This window comes from Kribbella sp. NPDC051770 (genome assembly GCF_040681455.1).
Taxonomy (GTDB): Bacteria; Actinomycetota; Actinomycetes; order Propionibacteriales; family Kribbellaceae; genus Kribbella.
Genome location: NZ_JBFAYT010000012.1, coordinates 48,103 through 69,683, shown reverse-complemented (window position 1 = coordinate 69,683; position 21,581 = coordinate 48,103). Strand labels below are relative to the sequence as shown.

Genomic DNA, 21,581 nt, shown 5'->3' with positions numbered 1-21,581 from the left:
CGCTGAGCCTGCTGTACGAGCGGTCTCGGAGGCTGCTGTAGCGGGGCCAGAGTCGGAGGGTGCAGGCTTCGGCTGCGAGCCGGTGGATGCCGTCGAAGGGCCGCCCGCGGGTGAGGCGGGCTTGCTGGCCGACGAGGATTCCGTAGCTCCGGTGGATGGCTTGTCTGCCGCCGGGCGGAGGGGAGTCTGCTGGGGCATCGGCGTCTGCGCAGGCATTGGAGTCTGCTTCGGCATGGGGGTCTGACCGGGGCTCGTACTGCGTGCTGAAGCTGAGCGAGACGACTTCCTGGGAGTCGACGGCTTCGCGGAGGTCGGCTCCGCGCCAGCCGGCTGCGAGGACCCCGTTGACCCGGTGGCAGAACCCGCCGCCGCGGACCCAGCGCCCGTCGGTGCGGAGCCAGCACCCGGGCCGACTGACCCAGCGCCCGCCGCCGCGGATCCACCACCCGCCGCAGCAGACCCACCAGCCTCGGCCCCGCCCCCCTCGAACGGCAGCTCCGGCGCCCCAGCCGCGGCCGTCTTCTTCGCCCCCCGCGCCGCCCCCTTCCTCGGCGCACGTCGCGCCGGCCTCTTCTGGCCCCCATCGGGCGAAGGGGAGGCAGCCTGCTCAGGGGGCTGGTTCTCGTCGCTCACGGGTGCTCCTTCGGACGGCCTGGGGTCGGGCCGATGGTTCCACATCGGGGTGACTGGCTTCGCAGCGTAGTCGTTGGGGTGAAAAAGGTGACGCCCGCCTCCGGACGGCGGAGGCGGGCGTCGGGTGACACGGAGTCCGGTCAGAGGGTGGCGACGACCGTGACGGTTTCGGCGGTGTCCTCGGGGCTCCAGAGGATCTCGCCGGTGATGCGGCCGGCGGCGCGCAGGTCGTTCTCGGCCTGCTCGGCGAGGGTGAGGCGGGCGGCGGGGCCGGTCACCTCGACCTTGGAGACCTCGGTCTTCATCGAGACCTGGGCGGTGGACTTGGCGCCGCGGATCCCGGTCAGGACCTCGCTGACGGCGTCCAGGACGGCCGGGTCCTGGTCGGCGACCGCGATGTCGACCTCGGCGACCGGCCAGCTGGAGGTGTGGATCGAGCCCTCCTGCCACCACGACCAGACTTCCTCGGTCGCGAACGGCAGGTACGGCGCGAGCAGCCGCAGCTGGACCGACAGGGCGACGGCCAGGGCCGCCTTCGCCGACGCGGCCGGGCCGTCGCCCTGGCCGCCGTACGCGCGCTCCTTGACCAGTTCGACGTAGTCGTCGCAGAAGGTCCAGAAGAACCGCTCGGTGACCTCGAGCGCGCCGGTGTAGTCGTAGCGCTCGAACGCTGCAGTCGCTTCGTCGACGGTCTGGCGCAGCTTGTGCAGCATCGCCAGGTCGACCGGCTCGGTGACGGCGGCGGCGTCGGCCGAGGTCGCGCCGAAGCCGAGAACGAACTTCGACGCGTTCAGGACCTTGATCGCCAGCCGGCGGCCGACCTTCATCTGCGACTCGTCGAACGGCGAGTCCAGGCCCGGCCGGGCCATCGCCGCGCGCCAGCGGACCGCGTCGGAGCCGAACTTGTTCAGGATCTCCGACGGGACGACCGCGTTGCCCTTGGACTTCGACATCTTCTTGCGGTCGGGGTCGACGACGAAGCCGGAGATCATCGACCGCGCCCAGGGCAGCGTGCCGTTCTCGAAGTGGGCCCGGACGACGCGGGAGAACAGCCAGGTGCGGATGATCTCGTGGGCGTGCGTGTTCAGGTCCATCGGGAAGGTGCGCTTGAACAGGTCGTCGTCGCGCTCCCAGCCGCAGACGATGTGCGGCGTCAGCGACGACGTCGCCCAGGTGTCCATCACGTCGGGGTCGGCCTCGAAACCGCCGGGCTTGCCGCGCTGGGACTCGTCGTACCCGCGCGGGCACTGCGAGGTCGGGTCGATCGGCAGCTCGGCCTCGGCCGGCATCAGCGGGTGGTCGTAGTCGACCTCGCCGTCGAGGTCGATCGGGTACCAGACCGGGAACGGGACGCCGAAGAAGCGCTGGCGGGAGATCAGCCAGTCGCCGTTCAGGCCCTCGACCCAGTTCAGGTAGCGGTGCTTCATGTGCTCGGGGACCCAGCCGAGCTCGTTGCCGCGCTCGACGAACTCGGCCTTGAGGTCGGCGCTGCGGCCGCCGTTGGTGATGTACCACTGGCGGGTGGAGACGATCTCGAGCGGCTTGTCGCCCTTCTCGAAGAAGTTCGCCTTGCGCTGGGTCGGGGTCGGCTCGCCGTCCAGGTCACCGCTCTCGCGGAGCTTGCCGACGATCAGCTCGCGGGCGCTGAAGGTGGTCTTGCCGGCCAGCTCCGCGTACAGCTCGGAACCGGCGAGCCACTCCGGGGTGTCGCGCAGCAGCCGGCCGTCGCGGCCGATGACCGTGCGGACCGGGAGCTGCAGCTCGCGCCACCACTGGACGTCGGTGAGGTCACCGAAGGTGCAGCACATCGCGATACCGGCGCCCTTGTCCATCTCGGCGGCCGGGTGCGCCAGGACCGGGACCTCGACGCCGAACAGCGGCGACCGGACGGTCGTCCCGAACAGCGCCTTGTACCGGTCGTCGTCGGGGTGCGCGATCAGCGCGACGCAGGCCGGGATCAGCTCCGGGCGGGTGGTCTCGATGTAGATCGGGCCGTCGGCGCCGTGAAAGGCGATCCGGTGGTAGGCGCCCGGGTAGTCGCGGGCCTCGAGCTCGGCCTGCGCGACCGCGGTCTGGAACGTGACGTCCCACAGCGTCGGGGCCTCGGACAGGTAGGCCTCACCGCGGGCGAAGTTGCGCAGGAAGGCGCGCTGCGACGTGCGCCGGGAGTCCTCGGAGATGGTGGTGTAGAGGTACGACCAGTCGACGCTGAGGCCGACCTGGCGCCACATCGCCTCGAAGGCCTGCTCGTCGATGTGCGTCAGCTCGCCGCACAGGTCGACGAAGTTCTGCCGGCTGATCGGGACCTGCTTCTTCGGGTCCGGCTTCTCCGGCGGCGTGAAGTCGGCGTCGTACGGCAGCGACGGGTCGCACTTGACGCCGTAGTAGTTCTGGACGCGGCGCTCGGTGGGCAGGCCGTTGTCGTCCCAGCCGATCGGGTAGAAGACCTTCTTCCCCCGCATCCGCTGGAACCGGGCGACCAGGTCGGTGTGGGTGTAGCTGAAGATGTGACCGACGTGCAGCGACCCGGAGACGGTCGGCGGCGGGGTGTCGATCGAGTAGACGTCGGCCCGCTCGGCCGTCCGGTCGAACGCGTAGGTCTCCTCCTCGCGCCATACAGCCGCCCACTTCTCCTCGAGGCCTTCGAGGGTGGGCTTGTCGGGAACGCGGGAGATCTCGGTCATGCGCACAATCGTAGTGGTTGTCAAGGGATGCTCCGACCGGATATCCACAGCGCCCCCAGGACCCGGGGCCGAACGTCCTCCGGCGCTTGCGGCGCCCAGGCACGCACCTCGCGACATTTGAGCGGCATCCACGATGCTCCGCATCGAGGACGCCGCTCAAACGCCGCGATGCACGCACCTGGACACCGCAATCACTCGGAGGCCGTTCGGCCCCGGGTCCTAGACTGGACCCCTGATGAGCGACCTCACGTACGCCGAAGTGTCGGCGAAACTCCAGGCCCGCTGGCCGGAGACCAAGATGGATCCCTCGCTGGAGCGCATCCAGCGGCTCACCGAGCTGCTCGGCGACCCGCAGAAGGCGTACCCGGTGGTGCACCTGACCGGGACCAACGGCAAGACCTCGACGGCCCGGATGATCGACACGCTGCTGCGTGAGGCGGGGCTGCGGACCGGCCGGTTCACCAGCCCGCACCTGGAGACGGTCCGGGAGCGGATCACGCTGAACGGCGAGCCGATCAGCGAGGAGCGCTTCGTCGAGGCGTACGCCGAGATCGCGCCGTACCTGGACGTGGTGGACGCCGAGCAGGAGCACCCGCTGTCGTTCTTCGAGGTGATCGTCGCGATGGGGTACTCGGTCTTCGCCGACGCCCCCGTCGACGTCGCGATCATCGAGGTCGGCCTCGGCGGCACCTGGGACGCCACCAACGTCGCCGACGGCGTCGTCTCGGTGATCACCCCGGTCGCGGTCGACCACGCGCACATCCTGGGCCCCGACCCGGTCACGATCGCGGGCGAGAAGTCCGGGATCATCAAGCCCGGTGGTACGGCGGTGATCGGGCAGCAGAGCTTCGACGTGCTGGAGGTGCTGCAGCGCCGCGCGACGCAGGTCGGCGCGCAGGTCGCCCGCGAGGGCCTCGAGTTCGGCGTCACCAGCCGGACGGTCGCGGTCGGCGGGCAGCTGATCTCGATCAAGGGCCTGGCGGCGGAGTACGAGGACATCTTCCTCCCGCTGCACGGCGAGTACCAGGCGCACAACGCCGCGACCGCGCTGGCCGCCGTCGAGGCGCTGCTGGGCGCGACCGAGCAGACCGAGGGCCGGGTCACCACCGAGCTGGTCCAGGCCGGGTTCGCCGAGGTCACCTCGCCGGGCCGGATGGAGGTCGTCCGGACCGGCCCGACCGTGATCGTCGACGCCGCGCACAACCCGCACGGCGCGGAGGCGACCGCGGCGACGGTGTCGGAGGCGTTCGCGTTCAACCCGCTGATCGGCGTGGTCGGCGTGATGAAGGACAAGGACGTGTACGGCGTACTGGAGGCCTACGAGCCGATCATGGAGACCGTCGTGGTCACCCGGAACTCGTTCGACCGCTCGATGCCGGCCGAGGAGCTGGGCGAGATCGCCGCCGAGGTGTTCGGCGAGGACCGGGTCGTGGTCAAGCCGCACCTGGTCGACGCGATCGACGAGGCGCTGCGGCTGGCCGAGCAGAACGCGATCGCGTTCGGCAGCGGCGGCGTCCTGATCACGGGCTCGGTCATCACCGCCGGAGAGGCCCGTACGCTGCTGGTCCGCAAACCGAAGGAAGCGAACCGATGAGGTCCCTGGCGTCGATCGTGCTCGGCTTCGAGTCGATCGTGCTGATGCTGTCCACGATCGTGATGATCTCGGTCGCCGACGTCTCCACCGGTACGGCGCTCGGCGTGTGCCTCGGCCTCGCCTTGCTGGCCATCGTCGCCGCCGGTCTGCTGCGGACCAAGGTCGGCTACGCGCTCGGCTGGGTGGTCCAGCTCGGTGCGGTCGGGCTCGGCTTCGTCGTCCCGGTGATGTTCGTGCTCGGCCTGGCCTTCGCGGCGTTCTGGGTGATGGCGATCGTGCTCGGCCGCCGGATCGACGAGGCCAAGGCGGCTCAGGCGGCGGCCGCCGGTTAGGCTCGCCGCCCCGAGACTTTTCGTCAAAGCCTTCGAGAAAGAGATGTGACATGTCGCAGCGCACCCTGGTCCTGCTGAAGCCCGACACCGTACGCCGCGGCCTGGTCGGGGAGATCCTCGGCCGGTTCGAGTCCAAGGGCCTGTCGATCGTGGCGATGGAGCTGCGCACGATCGACGGCGAGACCGCCGACCAGCACTACGCCGAGCACGTCGAGCGCGACTTCTACCCGCCGCTGCGCACGTTCGTCACCAGCGGCCCGCTCGTCGCGCTGGTGCTCGAGGGCGACGAGGCGATCGAGGTCGTCCGCGCGCTGAACGGCGCCACCGACGGCCGCAAGGCGCTGCCGGGCACCATCCGCGGCGACCACTCGCTGTCCAACCGCGAGAACCTGGTGCACGGCTCGGACTCCCCGGAGTCGGCCGAGCGCGAGATCAAGATCTGGTTCCCGGACCTGCCGTAGTACCCCGTACGCCGTACTGCCCGGCCCCGGTGCGACCGCCCTCATGATCCGCACCGGGGCCGGAGCTTATTTCAGCGCCGCCGCCACCTTGTCCCGGAACGCCTTCGTCGCGAACACGTGCCCCGGCGTGAGCGACCGCTGCACGAGCTGGATCACCACCGTGTCCGCCTCCTTGATCCCGGCGATCAGCTCCTCCTCGCTGACGTGCCCGGTCCACAGGAACGTCCCGTCGGCGAACAGCGGTCGCAGGTTGCCCAGTGCGAAGTAGCTGAACGAGTCACCGATCAGCACCGACTTGCCACCGACCAGCCCGGTCGCCGGCGTCGTCTTCCACTTCTCCACGCCGTACAGCACCTTGGTGGCGTCGAACGCCGCGTAGCCCGGCTGCGGCGTCACCGTCGTACCGGTGGACACCTGCAGCGACGGCGGTGTCTCGGTAGCGGTCAGCCCGAGCAGCACGTTCAGGTCCGCTGTCTTCGTCACCTGGTCGGGCGTAGTCGTCAGCCGCGCCTGCAGCCCCAGCTTCTCCGCCAGCGCCTTGGCAAAGACAGCAGCGCCGGCGCCTGACCAGTGCGAGTCCGTCCGCCAGTAGGTCTGCGACCTGGTCATCGCTGCCCGCAGCGGAAGCCAGTTCGGGTGCTGGTAGGAGTCGAGGACCCGGTTCTGCTCAGCGATCCCGTCCAGCGCGCACTGCCCGTCCGGTACGGCGTCCGGTGGGTCCACCACCGACGACTTGTTCGGCCCGAGGCTGAACACCACGCGCCGACCCGACCGCTGGATCACCTCGGTCAGTGCCGCGAGTCCGTCCAGCCCGGCCTGGAACCCCGGCGTCTGCTTGCACGCCTTGGTGAAGTCCTCGCCGAGGAACAGGTACCCGTCGTCCCCGCGCACGACCTTCCCCGACGGCGGCAGCTCCCGCAGCACGTTGAAGTCGAACCACGACTTCCCCCGGACGGCGGTCGACCGCCCCGCCAACCGATCCGACGCCCACGGCCCGACCGCGTCCAGCGCGTCCCACCCCGCCGACGTCTTCGGCGGGGGCGCGATCGCCCGGTTGTCGACCGGCGCCTGCCGGAAGCCCACGGCGTACCCGAAGGCCGGCCCGAACACGAACACGAACGCGACCACCCCGGCGACGACCTGACCTCGTCTCACCACATCCCCCTGTCAGAACTGGAAGTACAAGAACGGGCTGAACGTCCCGGCCACCGCCACCATCGCGGCGTACGGCGAGAGCACGAGCGCGGCGGCCTTCAGCGACCGGCGTGCCCAGCGCGGTGTCTCCTCCAGCCCGTCGATCACCCGGCCGGTCACCCACGTTGCCGGGAGCAACACGGTGGCCAGGACGAGCACGAGCAGCGCGACCCGGTGCCCGGACAGCAGCATCGCGACGTCGGGTGCGACCGACCAGCCGTGCCAGGGCATGATCATTGCCTGCAGCATCTTTCCGGCGGCCGGCAGCGACTCGGCCCGGAACAGCACCCAGCCGAAGACGACCAGCAGGAACGTGATCGCGCGCCGCGGCCCGGCCCAGCGGTCCGAGCGGCCGAGGCCGGTCGCGCGCTCGATGATCAGCAGTACGCCGTGGAAGGCGCCCCAGACCACGAACGTCCAGGCGGCGCCGTGCCACAGCCCGGTGACCAGGAAGACGATGCTGAGGTTCCGGTACGTGCGGAAGGTGCCGCCGCGGTTGCCACCGAGCGGCACGTACAAGTAGTCGCGGAACCAGCGCGACAGCGACTGGTGCCAGCGCCGCCAGAAGTCGGTCACCGAGATCGCGGAGTACGGCCGGGCGAAGTTCTCCGGCAGCCGCAGGCCGAACATCATGCCGAGGCCGATCGCCATGTCGGAGTACCCGGAGAAGTCGAAGTAGATCTGCCCGGCGTAGGCGAGCGCGCCGATCCACGCGGTCGCCGTCGACGGGTCCTCGGCGGCGAAGGCCGCGTCAGCCAGCGGAGCCAGCGAGTCCGCGATCACCACCTTCTTGAACAGGCCCCAGGCGAACCGCGGGAAGCCCTCGGCGAAGTCGGCGAACCGGTCCCGGCGGGAGTCGCGGAGCTGGTCGGCGATCTCGTGGTAGCGCACGATCGGGCCGGCCACCAGCTGCGGGAACATCGCGATGTAGGTGACGAAGGTGAGCGGGTTGCGCATCGGCAGCCGGACGCCGCGGTAGACGTCGACGACGTACGACAGGTGGTGGAAGGTGAAGAAGCTGATCCCGATCGGCAGCGCCAGGCTGACGATCCGGGTGTCGCCGAGGCCGAGGCCCTGCGCGATCGAGTGCACCGCGGTCGAGGCGAAGCCGGCGTACTTCCAGACGGCCAGGACGGCGAGGTCGGCGACCACGGTCGCGACGACGACGGCCTTGCGGCGCCGGATCGGCAGCGCGCCGATCGCCAGCCCCGCGGCGTAGTTGACCGCGATCAGTGCCAGCAGGAGCAGCACGAACTCCTTGCCACCGACGGCGTAGAAGCCGAGCGAGAACACCGCGAGCACACCGTTGCGCGCCCGGTGCGGCAGGATCCAGCTCGCGAGCAGCACCGCGGGCAGGAAGTACCACAGGAACAGTGGCGCGGCGAAGGACAAGGCTGATCTCCCCCCAGGTCGAAAGCAGCTGCGGCACCGCTAGATACGGACGTACGCCGTCCGAGGACGCCTCTAGTGCCCTAGATGGCTTGGGGAGCGAAGAAGTTGCGTCAGCCGAGCCGGGCCTGCAGATCGTCGGCGGTGGGGTGGTCCAGGTCGGTCAGCAGGGTCAGAGCCGACTGCCACGAGCTACGGGCCGCCGGCTGGTCGCCCAGCTCCTGGTGAACATCGCCGAGGTTCTGCAGCATGAGGGCTTGGTAGTAGAGGTCGTTCAGCTCCCGGTAGAGCGACAGCGCCTTGCGGTAGCAGGCGATTGCTTCGCCGTACGCCGACTGGCAGCGGTAGGCGTAGCCGAGGTGGTCCCAGGTCGCTGCCTCGCCGAGCTTGTGGTCGACCTGCTGGTAGAGCCGCTGTGCCTGCAGGCAGTACTGCAGCGCCAGCTCGTACTCGCCGAACGTGTTGGCGTGCAGCAGGCCCAGCGAGTTCAGCGCGAGGGCCTGGCCGGTCCGGTGCCCAGCCGCCTTGAACAGGTCGGACGCGACGAGGTCGTGCTCGTACGACTCCTTCAGGCGGTCCTGCTCGGCCAGTACGAACGCCAGCATGCGTTCGCACCAGGCCTGTGCCACCGGGTCGCCCTTGGCGAGGTCCAGCGCGCGCTCAGCCTCGGACTGGGCTTCGGGGAGTCGCTGCTGCCGGGCCAGGGCATGGGCGCGGTAACGGCGGGCCATCACCTGCGCTGCTGCGTCACCCGAGCGCTCGCAGGCGTAGACCGCCGTACCCATCACGTCGACCCAGGTGCTCCAGAGGCCGCGGCGCTCCAGGTAGCCGGTCATGGTGCGGGCCAGGTGCGTGGCGTGGCCGTCGAAGCCTCGGCGTACGGCGTGCTCAACCAAGGCAACCAGGTTCGGGCACTCCTGCTCGAACCAGTCGAATGCCTCCTGGTATCCGCCGAAGCTCAGCGCGTACGGCGTACCGGCGGGTGCGGGCAGCTCGTCGGGGTCCCGGTGCGGGCGGAGCCACTGGTCGCCGGCGTCCGCCGTACGGAGGTAGTGGTCGAGCAGGCGGTGCAGCGGGGGCCCGTCCTCGGCGGCGAGCTCGGCTGCGTAGGTGCGGAGGAGGTCGTGGGCGGTGTAGCGGCCGGGGGAGTGCTGGGTGAGGAGGTGGGCTCGCTCCAGCTCAGCGAGGGCAGGTGCGATGCGGTCAGGCGTCGTACCGGCCAGGGCGGCTGCTGCGTCGACTGACAGGTCTGGGCCGGGGTGAGCGCCGTAGAGCCTGAAGACCTGCGCTGAAGTTGCCTTGACGAGCTGGTACGACCAGGAGAAGACAGCGCGGAGGTCCGTGGCCTCGTCCTCTCCGGCGAACGCGTCCAGACCCTGCCTGGTACGCCGGAGGTCAGTGGCGACCGCTGTGAGCGACCAGGTCGGGTGCGCTGCGGCGTGGGCGGCGACCAGCGACAGAGCCAGGGGGAGCCGGGCGGCGAGGCCGATGAGCTCCTCTACGGCGTCCGGCTCGGCCCGCACCCGGTCGCTACCGACTGCGCCGGTCAGGAGAGCTGCTGCTTGGTCCCAGTCCATCAGGTCGAGGTTGACCGGCGTAGCGCCCTCTGTGGCGAGCAGGCCGGGCAGGGCGTCGCGGCTGGTGACCAGGACTCGGCAGGTGTTGCCGCCGGGAAGCAGCGGCCGGACCTGCGCGGCGCTGCGGGCGTTGTCGAGGACGATCAGCATCCGGCGGTCCTTGAGCAGCGTCCGGTAGAGCGCGGACTGCGCTGCCTCACCGGCGGGGATCCGGCCGGGCATGGACTGCAGCGCGTCGAGGAAGCCACGGACGGCGTCGGCAGGGTCGACCAGCTCGCCGGACGGGTCGAAGCCGCGCAGGTTGACGTAGAGCTGGCCGTCGGGGAAGTCGGCGCGCTCGGCCCACTGGACCGCCAGCGAGGTCTTGCCGACTCCCGCCGTACCGGAGACGACCGCTATCGACCCGGTCGGGCTCAGCAGGGCTCGGTCAAGCGCCTCCAGCTCCTGCGTGCGGCCGATGAAGGTACGCCCGACTGCGGGCAGCTGGTGCGGGACGGTCTGGTGGCTCGTACGAGCGGCTGCTGCGCGGGCATCCGTCGCCAGCACGGCCTGGTGGAGGCGGCGGAGCGCTGGGCCGGGGTCGAGCCCCAGCTCGTCAGCCAGGTGCCGGGAGGCCTCGCTGTACGTCGCCAGCGCGTCAGCGGGCTGACCGGCCGCGATCTGGCTCTGCATGAGCAGCGCCCAGAGGGACTCGCGCAGCGGGTAGCGGCGGGTCAGGCTGCGCAGCTCGGCGCCCACCTGGTCGCCGTGCTCGAGCTTGGCGGCCAGCAGCAGCTCGGTGGCGTGCAGGCGCTCCTCGGTGAGGGCAGGGACCGCATCACGGATCAGCGCTCCGGCGGCGAGGCCGGCGAGCGGCTCCCCGCGCCAGAGCGCCAGCGACTCGGTCAGCAGCCGCATGCGCTCGTCCGGGTCGGCGGTCGTCGTACTGGCCTCGACCAGGTCGCGGAAACGGGTCAGGTCGATCTCCGCCGGGTCGACGGTGATGACGTAGCCGGCGGCCTCGGTACGGATCAGTGGGCGGCCCAGGAGGGTGCGCAGGCGGGACATGTAGGTCTGGAGCGCCGCCCGGGGGCGTGCTGGGAGGTCCTCCTCCCACAGCGTGTCCATCAGCTCCTGGCCCGCGACCACGCGGTTGGGCTGCAGGAGGAGAGTCGCCAGCAGGACCCGGAGGCGGTTCGCGGCCAGCTCGATGCGCCGGCCGGAGTCGTCGAGGACCTCCACCGGACCGAGCAGCCGGAATTCCATGGCGCCATTGTGGCCCCCCGACGGGCGTGAAAGCGCCACGAAAGCGTCATGAATGCGCCAACCGTCATGCTCGCCGGACGAGCGGCCGAGGTGCTGACCGGCCGCTCACCGGGTTCCGAGGGAGGAGCGCTCGCCCGTCAGGGGAGGGGCGAGAGTCTGGGGGCGCGTGGTGCCGCCGGTGGTTGCCGGCGGCACCACCCGGAACGGCGTACCGGCGGGTTGTCCACAGCCGAACCCCGAGTTCTGGCCGCGAGTGAGCTTCCCGATACGATGCGTGCTGGACAGGCGGAGTCGTGTCGGTCCCTGGGAGGCGACTGGTCCGCGCTTAGCCTGAGAACCCGGGACCCGAGCGGCGGGAGGGGGCCTGCATGGCGAACAGCATGCTCGGCCGAGACATGGCGGTCGACCTCGGTACGGCGAACACCCTGGTCTACGTCCGGGGCCGCGGCGTCGTGCTGAACGAGCCGTCCGTGGTCGCCACCCGCACCGACGAGCCGCGCGAGGCGGTCGCGTTCGGGCACGAGGCCAAGAAGATGATCGGCCGGACGCCGGGCAACATCACCGCGATCCGCCCGCTCAAGGACGGCGTGATCGCCGACTTCGACGCCGCCGAGCAGATGCTGCGCTACTTCATCCAGCGGGTGCACCGGCGCCGGTACTTCGCCAAGCCGCGGATCGTGGTCTGCGTGCCGTCCGGGATCACCGCGGTCGAGCAGCGCGCCGTCCGCGACGCCGGGTACATGGCCGGCGCCCGCAAGGTCTACATCATCGAGGAGCCGATGGCCGCCGCGCTCGGCTCGAACCTCGAGGTCCGCGACGCCACCGGCAACATGGTCGTCGACATCGGCGGCGGCACCACCGAGGTCGCGGTGATCTCGTTCGGCGGCATCGTCACCTCGCAGTCCATCCGGGTCGCCGGGGACGCGATCGACAAGGCGGTCGTGAACTACTGCAAGAAGGAGTACTCGCTGATGCTCGGCGAGGCCACCTCCGAGCAGATCAAGATGACCATCGGCTCGGCCTTCCCGACCGCCGACGGCCCGGACTCGGAGATCCGCGGCCGGGACATGGTCTCCGGCCTGCCGCGCACCGTGAAGGTCTCCTCGGCCAGCATCCGGCAGGCGATCGAGGAGCCGATCACCGCGATCGTCGACGCGGTCAAGGCGACCCTGGACAAGACCCCGCCCGAGCTGGCCGGCGACATCGTCGACCGCGGCATCGTGCTGACCGGCGGCGGTGCGCTGCTCAAGGGCATGGACGAGCGGCTGCGGCACGAGACCGGCATCCCGATCCACGTCGCGGAGAACCCGCTGGACGCCGTCGTGCTCGGCGCCGGCAAGTGCGTGGACAACATCGAGACCCTGAACCGCATCCTCGTCACCGACAACCGCCGCTGAACCCTGGACCCATGCTCAAAGACCTCGGCACCCCCGCGAGAGGCCTGGTCCGCGCCGCCGGGCTGCCCCGCGAGATCCGCCGGCGCCGGACCGTGCTGGTCCTGGTGATCCTGGCCTCGCTGACCCTGATCGTGCTCGACGCGCGCCGGTCGGCCGGTTCCCCGGTCGACCCGCTGCGGCACGCCGCCGCGGCCGTCTTCGGTCCGCTGGAGTCCGGCGCGACGTCGGCCCGGCAGCCTGTGGACGAACTCCGCGACCGGTTCGCCGAAGTGGATACCTTGAAGAGCGAGAACGAAAAACTTCAAGCGGAGAACGAGAAACTCACCGAAGAACTGCGCACCACCGAGTACGCACGCAACCGCGCCGCCGAGCTGGACCGGCTGCTGAAGGTCGCACCGAAGTACACGGTGACCCCGGCCCGGGTGATCGGGATCGGCAGTGCGCAGAGCTTCAACCACACAGTCACCATCGATGCCGGAACGGCGGACGGAGTACGACCGGACATGACAGTACTGAACGGGGACGGGCTGGTGGGCCGCGTCGTGCGGGCGACCGACGCGACCGCCACGGTGCTGCTCATCGGCGACCGCAACTCGACCGTCGGCGGCCGGCTGAACTCGACGCTCGCGCTCGGCTTCCTGTCCGGCCGCGGCGAGACGTCGGGCACGATGGACTACAAGCTGGTCGACCTGCGGGCCCGGCCCAAGGTCGGCGACCGGATCGTCACCTGGGGCTCGAAGGGCAACGCGCCGTACGTGCCGGGAGTCCCGATCGGCACGGTCACGTCCGTCACGCCGAACCAGGGCACCCTCGGGTCGACGGCGACGGTGAAGCCGTTCGTCGACCCGACCCGGATCGACACCGTCGGCGTCGTCACCGGTCCGCCGGCCCGGCCGCCGCGCGGCGTCGTCACGCCCGAGCAGGGGCGCTGACATGATCCCGCTCCGGATCGCGCTCGCGGCCCTGTTCCTGATGGTCGCCGTCACCGTCCAGACCTCGCTGCTGCCGCACATCGCGGTGGCCGGCGTCGTGTGCGACCTGGTGATGATCGTCGTGGTCGGGCTCGCCCTGGCCCGCGGGCCCGAGTGGGGTGCGATCTGCGGCTTCGCCGGCGGCCTGATGCTCGACGTCGTCCCGCCCGCCGACCACACCGCCGGTCGCTGGGCGCTCGCGCTCGCGGTCAGCGGGTACGTCGCCGGCCTGATCCGCCGCGAGACCTCGGCCGGGCCGGTCGGCCCGGTGGGTGTCGCGGGGACGGTCGTGCTCGGCGCCGCGCTGTCGCTGCTGCTGTACAGCGCGACCGGTTCGCTGCTGCACGACCCGGCCGTCGACTGGAACGAGTTCGGCGTCCGCCTCGGCATCGCCGCCGGGTACGACGTGGTCGGCGCGATCGTGGTGATCCCGATCGTGCTCTGGGTGATGCGCCGGGTGCTGCCCGCCCGCGAACGGCGCCGGGTCCTGCCATGAGTTTCGACAGCTTCAACCCCGCGCCGCTGAAGGCCCGGATGCGCCTGTTCGTGATCGGCGTCCTGGTCTTCTCCCTGTTCTGCACGCTGTTCGGCCGCCTGTGGTACCTGCAGGTCATGGTCGGCGACAGCTACGCGAACGCCGCCGACAACAACCGCACCCGCGACGTGCTCACCCCGGCGCCCCGCGGCACGATCGTCGACGCCGCCGGCCGGACACTGGTCGGCAACCGGGTCTCCCTGGTGATCTCGGTCGACCGGTCGGTGCTGGCCAAGCTGCCCGACCAGCAGCAGGAGAGCGTGCTCGGCCGGCTCGCGAAGGTGCTCGGTCAGAAGCCCGCCGACCTGACCGCGCGGACCAAGCTCTGCGGCGAGCCGGGCGCGTCCAAGCCGCCGGCCTGCTGGAACGGTTCGCCGTACCAGCCGATCCCGGTCGCCAAGGACGTCAGCGAGCAGGTCGCGATCGAGGTGATGGAGCGCCGCGAGGACTTCCCGGGGGTGGCCGCCGAGTCGGCCGCGCTGCGCGCTTACCCGGCGCCGTACGGGGTGAACGCGGCGCACATCCTCGGGTACCTGTCGCCGATCACCACCGAGGAGCTCGACAAGATCGACGCCGCCGGGCAGGACCCGGTGCCGCACCGCTCCGACCTGGTCGGCCGGGCCGGCGTCGAGCGCACGTACGACGCGATGCTGCGCGGCGCGCCCGGGCTGAAGACGGTCAGCGTCGACGCCGTCGGGTACACGACCGGCACCGTGAAGCAGACCGCGCCGGTGCCCGGCTCGACGCTGGTGACCAGCATCGACGCGCGGGTCCAGGCGTCGGTCGAGAAGGAGCTGCGCGGCGCGATCATGACCGCGCGCAAGCAGTACGACAAGATCACCAAACGCAACTACGTCGCCGACTCGGGCGCGGCCGTGGTGATGGACACCAAGACCGGGCACATCGTCGGGATGGCCAGCTACCCGTCGTACGACCCGGGCGTCTGGGTCGGCGGGATCTCGCAGCGCGAGCTCGACGCGCTGTACTCGCCGCAGTCGGGGACGCCGCTGCTGTCGCGGGCGTTGCAGGGTCAGCTCGCGCCGGGGTCGACGTTCAAGCCGATCACGACGGCGGCCGCGCTGGGTGCGGGGTACAGCCAGAAGACGCGGCTGGACTGCTCGTCGTTCTTCGAGGTCGGGAACCGCAGGTTCAAGAACTACGAGTCCGCGTCGTACGGGATGATCGGGTTCGACCGCGCGCTCGCGCTGTCCTGCGACACGTTCTTCTACCGGATCGCCTACGCCCTGTGGCTCAAGGAGGGCGGCAACTCCGGCGACATCAACGCGGTCGACCCGCTGGTCGAGATGGCGAAGAAGTTCGGCCTCGGCAAGGCGACCGGGATCGACCTGCCCGGCGAGGCGTCGGGGCGGATCGCGGACCGCAAGTGGAAGAAGTCGTACTACGACGCGCAGAAGGACTACTACTGCAAGCTGGCCGACGCGCCGCCCGCGGGGACGTCGTCGTTCCTGAAGCAGTTCTCCCGCGAGTTCTGCGCCGACGGGTACCGGTACCGCGCGGGTGACGCGGTGAACTTCGCGATCGGCCAGGGCGACACCACGCTGACCCCGATCCAGCTCGCGACCGTCTACTCGGCGCTGTCCAACGGCGGCATCCTGTGGGAGCCGCGGGTCGCGGCGAAGGTGATCGGCCCGAACGGCAAGGCCAAGCCGATCCCGAGCACGATCGCCGCCCGACTCCCGGTCCCAGCCGCGAACCTGCGCTACATCGACAAGGCGCTGCGCGAGACCGTCCGCTCCGGGACGGCGGCCTGGAAGTTCAACGGCTTCCCCCTCGACAAGATCCCGGTCCGCGCCAAGACCGGCACCGCCGAGGTCTACGGCAAGCAGACGACGTCGTGGCTGGCGTCGTACACGGACCGGTACGCCGTGGTGATGATGATCAGCCAGGCCGGCACCGGCTCAGGCGCCTCCGGCGAGGCCGTCCGCCACATCTACGAAACCCTCTACAACATCAAGCCGCCCGCCCCCCCGGCTGCGAAGAAGACCCCATGACCGCGCCGAAGGTGACCGCATGAGCCTCCTCACCATGCGCCCGGTCCGCTCCCGCACCGACCGCCGAGGCGCCCTCTGGCAAGCCGACTGGGTCCTGGTGCTCGGCGTACTGGCCTTGGCGTTCCTGGGTGCCCTCCTCGTCTGGTCGGCCACCTACCAACGCACGTCCCTCACCGACGGCCACCCGAGGGCCTACCTCTTCCGGCACGCCCTCAACTTCGCCATCGGCGCAGTACTAGCAGTAGGCGCCGCAGTAACAGACCACCGCCGCCTACGCATCCTCGCGCCCCTGCTCTACGTAGCGTCCCTCGTCGGCCTCATCCTCGTCCTGGTCCCTGGCGTAGGCGCCGTCATCAACGGCTCCCGCTCCTGGATCCAGCTCCCCGGCATGTCGGTCCAACCCAGCGAGTTCGCCAAGCTGGCGGTCATCGTCGGCATGGCCCTGCTCATCGCCGAAAAAGGCGAAACCAACCACCGCGAAAACGCCCGCACCATCGACGTAGCCCAAGCCATCGCAGTCGCAGCCATCCCAGTCCTCCTGGTCATGCTCCAACCAGACCTGGGCACAGTAATGGTCCTCGGCTCCATCGTCTTCGGCATCATCGCAGTCTCAGGCGTCCCCAAACGCTGGATGCTCGGCCTGGTCACAGCCGCGGTCCTGATCGCGACCCTGGCCATCCAGTTCAACGTCCTGAAGGAATACCAACTAGCCCGCTTCACCGCCTTCGCCGACCCCTCCCAGGACCCGCAAGGCATCGGCTACAACGTCAACCAGGCCCGCATCGCCATCGGCAACGGCGGCGTCTTCGGCCAAGGCCTCTTCCACGGCTCCCAAACCCAGAACGCCTTCGTCCCCGAACAACACACCGACTTCGTCTTCACCGTCGCCGGCGAAGAGTTGGGCCTGATCGGCGCCGGCGCCATCATCGCCCTCTTCGCCCTCATCCTCTGGCGAGGCCTCAGAATCGCCGTCAACGCCCGAGACGCCTTCGACCGCCTGGTAGCCACCGGCATCGTCTGCTGGTTCGCCTTCCAGGCTTTCGAAAACATCGGCATGACCCTAGGCATCATGCCGGTAACGGGCCTACCGCTCCCGTTCGTGTCGTACGGCGGTTCGTCAATGTTCGCAGGCCTACTGGCAGTAGGCCTACTGCAAAACATTCACCTACGAACGCACGAGATCTAACCCCAACCACAACCGGTCAGCCAACAGCCAACCCTAGCCACAGCAGGCCCACCACCGAAGCCAAAGGTGACAAGGGCAATGGCCCACCCCAAGGTGACGCCTGCTGACTTCTCGCCCAAACAGCAAGCCTGTACCTGGTAGTCGGCCGAGGTAGGCGAGAAGTCCACAGGTGGCACCTACCCGCACTCAACAGCAAACCCGCGGCCGGCGCCGCGAGGCCCGAACCACCCGCACCCGCCCTACGTGCGTCAACCCCAGCCGGTCAGCCGACAAGCAACCCCAGCCCCAGCCAGTCACCCGACCAGCAACCCCAGCCCCAGCCGTTCGCCGTACCGCGATCCCTTCAGCGCCGCTTGAACCACCGCCGCCGCGGCTCCGGAACCTCGAGCTCGAACGACCCGGTCAGGAACACATTCGCACTGACGATCGCTCCCGGCAGCGGCGCCGCAACCTCCGCAGGGAAACACACGTCAGCCTCGAACCCAGCAGTCACAACCCGCGCGACCACAAAGTCCTGCCCAGTCAGCATCGTCGTCCGCCGCTCCGCATACCGCACCCTCCCGTTCACAGCAGCCAGCGGCTGCACCTCACCCCCGAACATCCCACTGGGAATGAACGATTCAGCAGCCATCCGAGGCGGCCACACCCAATCAGCCTCGTAATGCTCAGGCCGCGGCCCAGGATCCCCATCCGACAGCAGGCTCGCCTCCGAGCCCGCGAAAGCCTCAGCATCCGGAAAGATCCGCACCTCCGGAGCCAGCCCGACAACACAAGCAAGCCCAGCATGCTTGCCCTCACCCAGCAGTGCCAGCTCCTCAAGCTCGATCGCCAACCGGGTCACCGTCTCCCCACCATCAACCACATCAGCAACCGCAGCCTCCGAACCCGCCCGCTGCAGATCACCCAGCTGAACCACCCGCTCACCACCGAACGAAGGCGTCACCCGCAAGATCCCGCGCTCCCCGACCACCAAAACCAACCGAGCCCCCGAAGGATCCTCCCACCGCCGCACCTCCAGCCCGTCCTCCGCGCGCCCGACCACCGCGGCCCGCGGGCCGATCCGATCGACGAGATCCGCGAACGCTTCCGGCGAATCCACCCCCAGCCCAAGGCAGTCCAAGTTCGAAGCCATGACCACGACCCTGCCAGCCACCACCCACGAACCTCCACCGCGCCACGATCAAACACCCGTTTTTTCCCGGAACTGTCACGTCCAGCCGCGCTGTCTTGTCTTCATCTCGTACGCCGAACCCCCTTCCCGGCGTACGCCGGTACGCCGGTCCCCTCTGGCGTACCCCGGCACGCCGCTCCGCCGGCGAGCCACCCGCCGCCGGTGCTCGGCGAGCTGACCCCGCCGGTGCGGCGGCCCCAGCTCGACCGGCGGCGGGCACCCAAACCCCAACAACCCCCATCCGACGCTGCCCAGCGCCAGGCGGATCACCGCCCGCCCATCACAGCGCGCCGCGACCACCGCCAGGCCCTGCTCACCGCTGCGGCAGCGGCATCACCGTCGTCCGCCGGTGATGCTCGAACACCACCGAGCTCCGGATGTCCCCGATCTCCTGCCGTTTCGCTAGTTGCAGCACCAGGTCGCGCAGCGCCTGCGTGTCCTTCACCGCGACGTGCGCGAGGAAGTCCGACGCCCCCGACACCATGAACATCGCCAGCGTCTGCGGCAGGCTCTGCACATAGTCCTGGAACGCCGTCGCGACCGCCATCGCCTGCGGGCGCAGCTTGATCGAGATGATCGCCTGCGTCGACCGGTCGATCGCCGCCAGGTCGACCGCGGCGTGGTACCCGCTGATCACGCCGCGCTCGCGCAGCCCGCGGATCCGCTCCAGGCAGGTCGACGGCGCGATGCCGAGCTCGGCGGCCATGTCGCGGTTGGTGCGGCGTGCGTCGTTCTGCAGGATCCGCAGCAGCGCCGTATCAAGTTCGTCCATACCGACCAGTGTGCCGCCTGCGCCGAACTTCGTTCGGTTTCCAAGCGAGTACGGCGTACGCCTGGCTAGCGTTGGCGGTGATCTGTTGGGCAGGTGAAAGGAACGACGGCATGCTGGCGAACAAGATGGTGGTCGTACTCGCGGCCGAGGCTCCGGTCGGGGTCGCGCTGAACACAGCGGCGTTGCTCGGCGTCGCGCTCGGCGACCACCACGAGGACGTCGTCGGGGAGCCGGTCACCGACGCCTCAGGGGCGGTGCACGAAGGGATGTGCGCCCACCCGATCCCGGTGCTGCGAGCGTCCGGCGAGCAACTCCGCGACCTCCGGGCCCAGGCGGCCGCGCGCGAGGGCGTCACGGTGCACGACATGAACCAGGTCGCCCAGCGGTCGCGCACGTACGAGGAGTACGCGGCAACGCTCAGCGGAACGAAGCCGGACGACGTGGAGTACCTCGGCCTCGGCCTCTACGGCCCACGCGCGGCAGTCGACTCGCTGACGGGCGCCCTCGCGCTCTACCGCTAGTCAAGAGCCGACTTTGAGCACCGCTCAGGTACCAAACGAGCGCGGCGACGGCTGAGCCGTGCTCAAAGTCGCGAGTCAGATGGCCGGGTGAATCTTGCCGACCGGCTGCCCGCCGCCGAGGACGGGCACGTGGCGCAGCTCTTCCGCGGCTGACACGTCGGCGCCGCACTTCTCCAGCAGGGTCAGGGCGAGGGCGGTGGTCGCGCGCGGGTTGCCGTCGATGACCTTCACGGCGACCGCGTGGCCGTCGGGGGTGGACATGCCGATGACGCCTTCGGCTCCGCCCTTGGCCAGTACGCCGGGCAGCAGCCGCATCGTGTCGGTGTTCAGGTGGCCGCGGCCGCCGACGTACTCGGGGTGCTCGCGCATCGCGGCGGCGACCTGGTGGTCGGGGGTGCCCGGGGCGGCGGTGGCCAGCAGGCTGAAGGCGCGGGCGAGGCCGGTCAGGGGCATGCCGAGCAGGGGAGCGCCGCAGCCGTCGACGGTGACGATGCCGGTGGTTGCCTCGGTCAACCGTTCGATCTCGCGTTGGATGATCTGCTGGACGGGGGAGGCGGGGTCGAGATAGGTGCTCGCCACAGTGTCGCCGCCCAGCGCGACCGCACCGAGCAGCATCGCCGCGTGCTTGCCCGAGCAGTTCATCCGTACGGCGTCCGGCGCGACCCCCTCGGCGATCAGCCGGAAGCGCGTCTCCTCGTCCTCCGGCCGATCCACTGGGCAGCCCAACGCCGACCGATCGAGCCCAGCCGCCGCCAGGATGCGATCGACCACCGCAACATGCCGGTCCTCACCCGTGTGGCTTCCCGCAGCGATCGCCGTCGCAGGCCCGTCCAGCACAGCCCCGGCGACCAGCGTGCCGACCGCCTGCAGCGGCTTGGCGGTCGACCGCGGCAGGATCACCGCATCGACATCGCCCGCGGCGAACAGCGTCGTACCAGCTGGTGACAGCGCGACCGCCATCCCGAAATGCCGGCTCTCGACGAACCCGTTGCGAACGACAGTGGCGAGCTCGACGACACCGTTCAGACCTGGGACACCCTCAGACATGCCGCGAAAGCTAGCACCGCCCGTAGGGTGAACAGCATGCGGCTCAACCACCAGACGACCGGCCCCGACGACGCGCCCGTGGTACTGCTGGCCTCGTCGCTGGGCACCGACCACACGATGTGGGCGCCTCAGGCCGACGCCCTCTCCAGGACCCACAAAGTGATCGCCTTCGACCACCGCGGCCACGGCGCCTCCGACGCGCCGCCCGGCCCGTACACGATCGACGACCTCGGCAACGACGTGCTCGAGCTGCTCGACGCGACGCAGACCGAGCAGGCGTCGTACGTCGGAATCTCGCTCGGCGGCGCGGTCGGGCTCTGGCTGGCCCAGAATGCCCCCGACCGCTTCCACCGCTTCGCGCTGCTCTGCCCACCGGTCAACCCGGCCGCGAACGCCCAGACCTGGATCGACCGCGCGGCGCAGGTCCGCAAGGACGGCACCCAGGCGATCACCGAGGCGACCCTCGGCCGCTGGTTCCTGCCCGAGTACGCCGAGGCGCACGCCGACGAGGTGGAGACGATCCGCGGCCAGCTGCTCAACACCAGCGACGAGGGCTACGCCGCCTGCTGCGAGGCCCTCAGCACCCTCGACCTGACCCCGAAACTGGCCGACATCACCGCGCCGACCCTGATCGTCACCGCCGAGCAGGACGCGTCCGTCCCGCCGGAGACCGTCATCCCGCTCGCGAGCACGATCCCCGGCGCCCACCTCGAGATCCTCGAGAACGCCGCGCACCTGGTCACCTACTCGCACCCAGAGAGGATCAACTCCCTCCTCCTCACGCACCTGACCTGAGCGCTGCCTCCACGCTCGATATCCACAGCCTCCGGCCGCCGGATGCGGGCTCAACCGGCCCCCGG

At 70.1% G+C, this 21,581-nt stretch carries 17 protein-coding genes; 10 read left to right on the top strand and 7 right to left on the bottom strand.

Translation table 11 applies throughout. The features are described 5' to 3' along the window. Window positions 1–773 precede the first annotated feature (773 nt). Window positions 774–3,317, bottom strand: a complete 2,544-nt coding sequence (valS, locus tag AB0M01_RS31920; RefSeq protein WP_363676137.1) for a valine--tRNA ligase — start codon at window positions 3,315–3,317, stop codon at window positions 774–776. Between the two features lie 235 nt (window positions 3,318–3,552). On the opposite strand from valS, the gene AB0M01_RS31915 reads away from it, so the two are divergent. Genes AB0M01_RS31915 through ndk form a run of 3 tightly spaced genes read left to right on the top strand, consistent with a single transcriptional unit; the run spans window position 3,553 to window position 5,704 of the window. Beyond that, window positions 3,553–4,911, top strand: coding sequence for a folylpolyglutamate synthase/dihydrofolate synthase family protein (locus tag AB0M01_RS31915; RefSeq protein ID WP_363676135.1), 1,359 nt, complete (start codon window positions 3,553–3,555; stop codon window positions 4,909–4,911). Then, a complete protein-coding gene (locus AB0M01_RS31910; RefSeq protein ID WP_363676133.1) occupies window positions 4,908–5,243 on the top strand; it encodes a DUF4233 domain-containing protein in 336 nt (111 codons plus the stop codon). The genes AB0M01_RS31915 and AB0M01_RS31910 overlap by 4 nt, the downstream gene beginning before the upstream one ends. A 50-nt stretch (window positions 5,244–5,293) precedes the next feature. After that, window positions 5,294–5,704: a nucleoside-diphosphate kinase gene (ndk, locus tag AB0M01_RS31905; RefSeq protein ID WP_363676131.1), complete on the top strand. Its 411-nt coding sequence runs from the start codon at window positions 5,294–5,296 to the stop codon at window positions 5,702–5,704. Window positions 5,705–5,770: 66 nt separating this feature from the next. Here the strand turns inward: ndk and AB0M01_RS31900 are convergent, their stop codons facing one another. The 3 genes from AB0M01_RS31900 to AB0M01_RS31890 all read right to left on the bottom strand — a co-directional run bounded on the left by AB0M01_RS31900 (window position 5,771) and on the right by AB0M01_RS31890 (window position 11,109). After that, a complete protein-coding gene (locus tag AB0M01_RS31900; RefSeq protein ID WP_363676129.1) occupies window positions 5,771–6,859 on the bottom strand; it encodes a hypothetical protein in 1,089 nt (362 codons plus the stop codon). A 12-nt stretch (window positions 6,860–6,871) separates the two neighbouring features. Continuing rightward, window positions 6,872–8,290: an MBOAT family protein gene (locus tag AB0M01_RS31895; RefSeq protein ID WP_363676127.1), complete on the bottom strand. Its 1,419-nt coding sequence runs from the start codon at window positions 8,288–8,290 to the stop codon at window positions 6,872–6,874. Between the two features lie 110 nt (window positions 8,291–8,400). Then, window positions 8,401–11,109: a BTAD domain-containing putative transcriptional regulator gene (locus tag AB0M01_RS31890; RefSeq protein ID WP_363676125.1), complete on the bottom strand. Its 2,709-nt coding sequence runs from the start codon at window positions 11,107–11,109 to the stop codon at window positions 8,401–8,403. A 368-nt stretch (window positions 11,110–11,477) separates the two neighbouring features. On the opposite strand from AB0M01_RS31890, the gene AB0M01_RS31885 reads away from it, so the two are divergent. From AB0M01_RS31885 to rodA, 5 genes are read left to right on the top strand one after another with little or no spacing between them, the layout of a single operon-like run. Next, the gene (locus AB0M01_RS31885; RefSeq protein WP_273481446.1) at window positions 11,478–12,506 is read left to right on the top strand and encodes a rod shape-determining protein; all 1,029 of its coding nucleotides are present in this window, start codon (window positions 11,478–11,480) and stop codon (window positions 12,504–12,506) included. Window positions 12,507–12,517: 11 nt separating this feature from the next. Continuing rightward, entirely contained in the window at window positions 12,518–13,438 is a 921-nt protein-coding gene (mreC, locus tag AB0M01_RS31880) for a rod shape-determining protein MreC (RefSeq protein ID WP_363676122.1), read from the top strand. A 1-nt stretch (window position 13,439) separates the two neighbouring features. Further along, complete coding sequence (gene mreD / locus AB0M01_RS31875) at window positions 13,440–13,973, top strand: rod shape-determining protein MreD (RefSeq protein WP_363676120.1); 534 nt, start codon at window positions 13,440–13,442, stop codon at window positions 13,971–13,973. After that, window positions 13,970–16,024 carry a penicillin-binding protein 2 gene (gene mrdA / locus AB0M01_RS31870; RefSeq protein ID WP_363676118.1) on the top strand — a complete coding sequence of 685 codons (2,055 nt, stop codon included), beginning with the start codon at window positions 13,970–13,972 and terminating at the stop codon, window positions 16,022–16,024. Before mreD ends, mrdA begins: the two co-directional genes overlap by 4 nt. A 19-nt stretch (window positions 16,025–16,043) precedes the next feature. Beyond that, window positions 16,044–17,210 carry a rod shape-determining protein RodA gene (gene rodA, locus AB0M01_RS31865; protein WP_363676116.1) on the top strand — a complete coding sequence of 389 codons (1,167 nt, stop codon included), beginning with the start codon at window positions 16,044–16,046 and terminating at the stop codon, window positions 17,208–17,210. 343 nt (window positions 17,211–17,553) lie between these two features. Here the strand turns inward: rodA and AB0M01_RS31860 are convergent, their stop codons facing one another. Together AB0M01_RS31860 and AB0M01_RS31855 are read right to left on the bottom strand one after the other, a co-directional pair. Beyond that, window positions 17,554–18,342, bottom strand: a complete 789-nt coding sequence (locus AB0M01_RS31860) for a hypothetical protein (RefSeq protein ID WP_363676114.1) — start codon at window positions 18,340–18,342, stop codon at window positions 17,554–17,556. Between the two features lie 352 nt (window positions 18,343–18,694). After that, window positions 18,695–19,153 carry an Lrp/AsnC family transcriptional regulator gene (locus AB0M01_RS31855; protein WP_363676112.1) on the bottom strand — a complete coding sequence of 153 codons (459 nt, stop codon included), beginning with the start codon at window positions 19,151–19,153 and terminating at the stop codon, window positions 18,695–18,697. Between the two features lie 110 nt (window positions 19,154–19,263). Between AB0M01_RS31855 and AB0M01_RS31850 the strand changes: the two genes are divergently transcribed. Continuing rightward, window positions 19,264–19,674, top strand: a complete 411-nt coding sequence (locus AB0M01_RS31850) for a DUF2000 domain-containing protein (RefSeq protein WP_363676110.1) — start codon at window positions 19,264–19,266, stop codon at window positions 19,672–19,674. Window positions 19,675–19,749: 75 nt separating this feature from the next. Here the strand turns inward: AB0M01_RS31850 and AB0M01_RS31845 are convergent, their stop codons facing one another. Further along, entirely contained in the window at window positions 19,750–20,721 is a 972-nt protein-coding gene (locus AB0M01_RS31845) for an asparaginase (protein ID WP_363676108.1), read from the bottom strand. A 36-nt stretch (window positions 20,722–20,757) separates the two neighbouring features. On the opposite strand from AB0M01_RS31845, the gene pcaD reads away from it, so the two are divergent. Then, a complete protein-coding gene (gene pcaD, locus AB0M01_RS31840) occupies window positions 20,758–21,516 on the top strand; it encodes a 3-oxoadipate enol-lactonase (RefSeq protein WP_363676106.1) in 759 nt (252 codons plus the stop codon). The last annotated feature ends 65 nt before the right edge of the window (window positions 21,517–21,581 follow it).

Coding starts and splice junctions, on each gene's coding strand:
- valS (WP_363676137.1), bottom strand. CDS start 3,317: ATGACCGAGATCTCCCGCGTTCCCGACAAGCCCACCCTCGAAGGCCTC.
- AB0M01_RS31915 (WP_363676135.1), top strand. CDS start 3,553: ATGAGCGACCTCACGTACGCCGAAGTGTCGGCGAAACTCCAGGCCCGC.
- AB0M01_RS31910 (WP_363676133.1), top strand. CDS start 4,908: ATGAGGTCCCTGGCGTCGATCGTGCTCGGCTTCGAGTCGATCGTGCTG.
- ndk (WP_363676131.1), top strand. CDS start 5,294: ATGTCGCAGCGCACCCTGGTCCTGCTGAAGCCCGACACCGTACGCCGC.
- AB0M01_RS31890 (WP_363676125.1), bottom strand. CDS start 11,109: ATGGAATTCCGGCTGCTCGGTCCGGTGGAGGTCCTCGACGACTCCGGC.
- AB0M01_RS31885 (WP_273481446.1), top strand. CDS start 11,478: ATGGCGAACAGCATGCTCGGCCGAGACATGGCGGTCGACCTCGGTACG.
- mreC (WP_363676122.1), top strand. CDS start 12,518: ATGCTCAAAGACCTCGGCACCCCCGCGAGAGGCCTGGTCCGCGCCGCC.
- mreD (WP_363676120.1), top strand. CDS start 13,440: ATGATCCCGCTCCGGATCGCGCTCGCGGCCCTGTTCCTGATGGTCGCC.
- mrdA (WP_363676118.1), top strand. CDS start 13,970: ATGAGTTTCGACAGCTTCAACCCCGCGCCGCTGAAGGCCCGGATGCGC.
- rodA (WP_363676116.1), top strand. CDS start 16,044: ATGAGCCTCCTCACCATGCGCCCGGTCCGCTCCCGCACCGACCGCCGA.
- AB0M01_RS31860 (WP_363676114.1), bottom strand. CDS start 18,342: ATGGCTTCGAACTTGGACTGCCTTGGGCTGGGGGTGGATTCGCCGGAA.
- AB0M01_RS31855 (WP_363676112.1), bottom strand. CDS start 19,153: ATGGACGAACTTGATACGGCGCTGCTGCGGATCCTGCAGAACGACGCA.
- AB0M01_RS31850 (WP_363676110.1), top strand. CDS start 19,264: ATGCTGGCGAACAAGATGGTGGTCGTACTCGCGGCCGAGGCTCCGGTC.
- AB0M01_RS31845 (WP_363676108.1), bottom strand. CDS start 20,721: ATGTCTGAGGGTGTCCCAGGTCTGAACGGTGTCGTCGAGCTCGCCACT.
- pcaD (WP_363676106.1), top strand. CDS start 20,758: ATGCGGCTCAACCACCAGACGACCGGCCCCGACGACGCGCCCGTGGTA.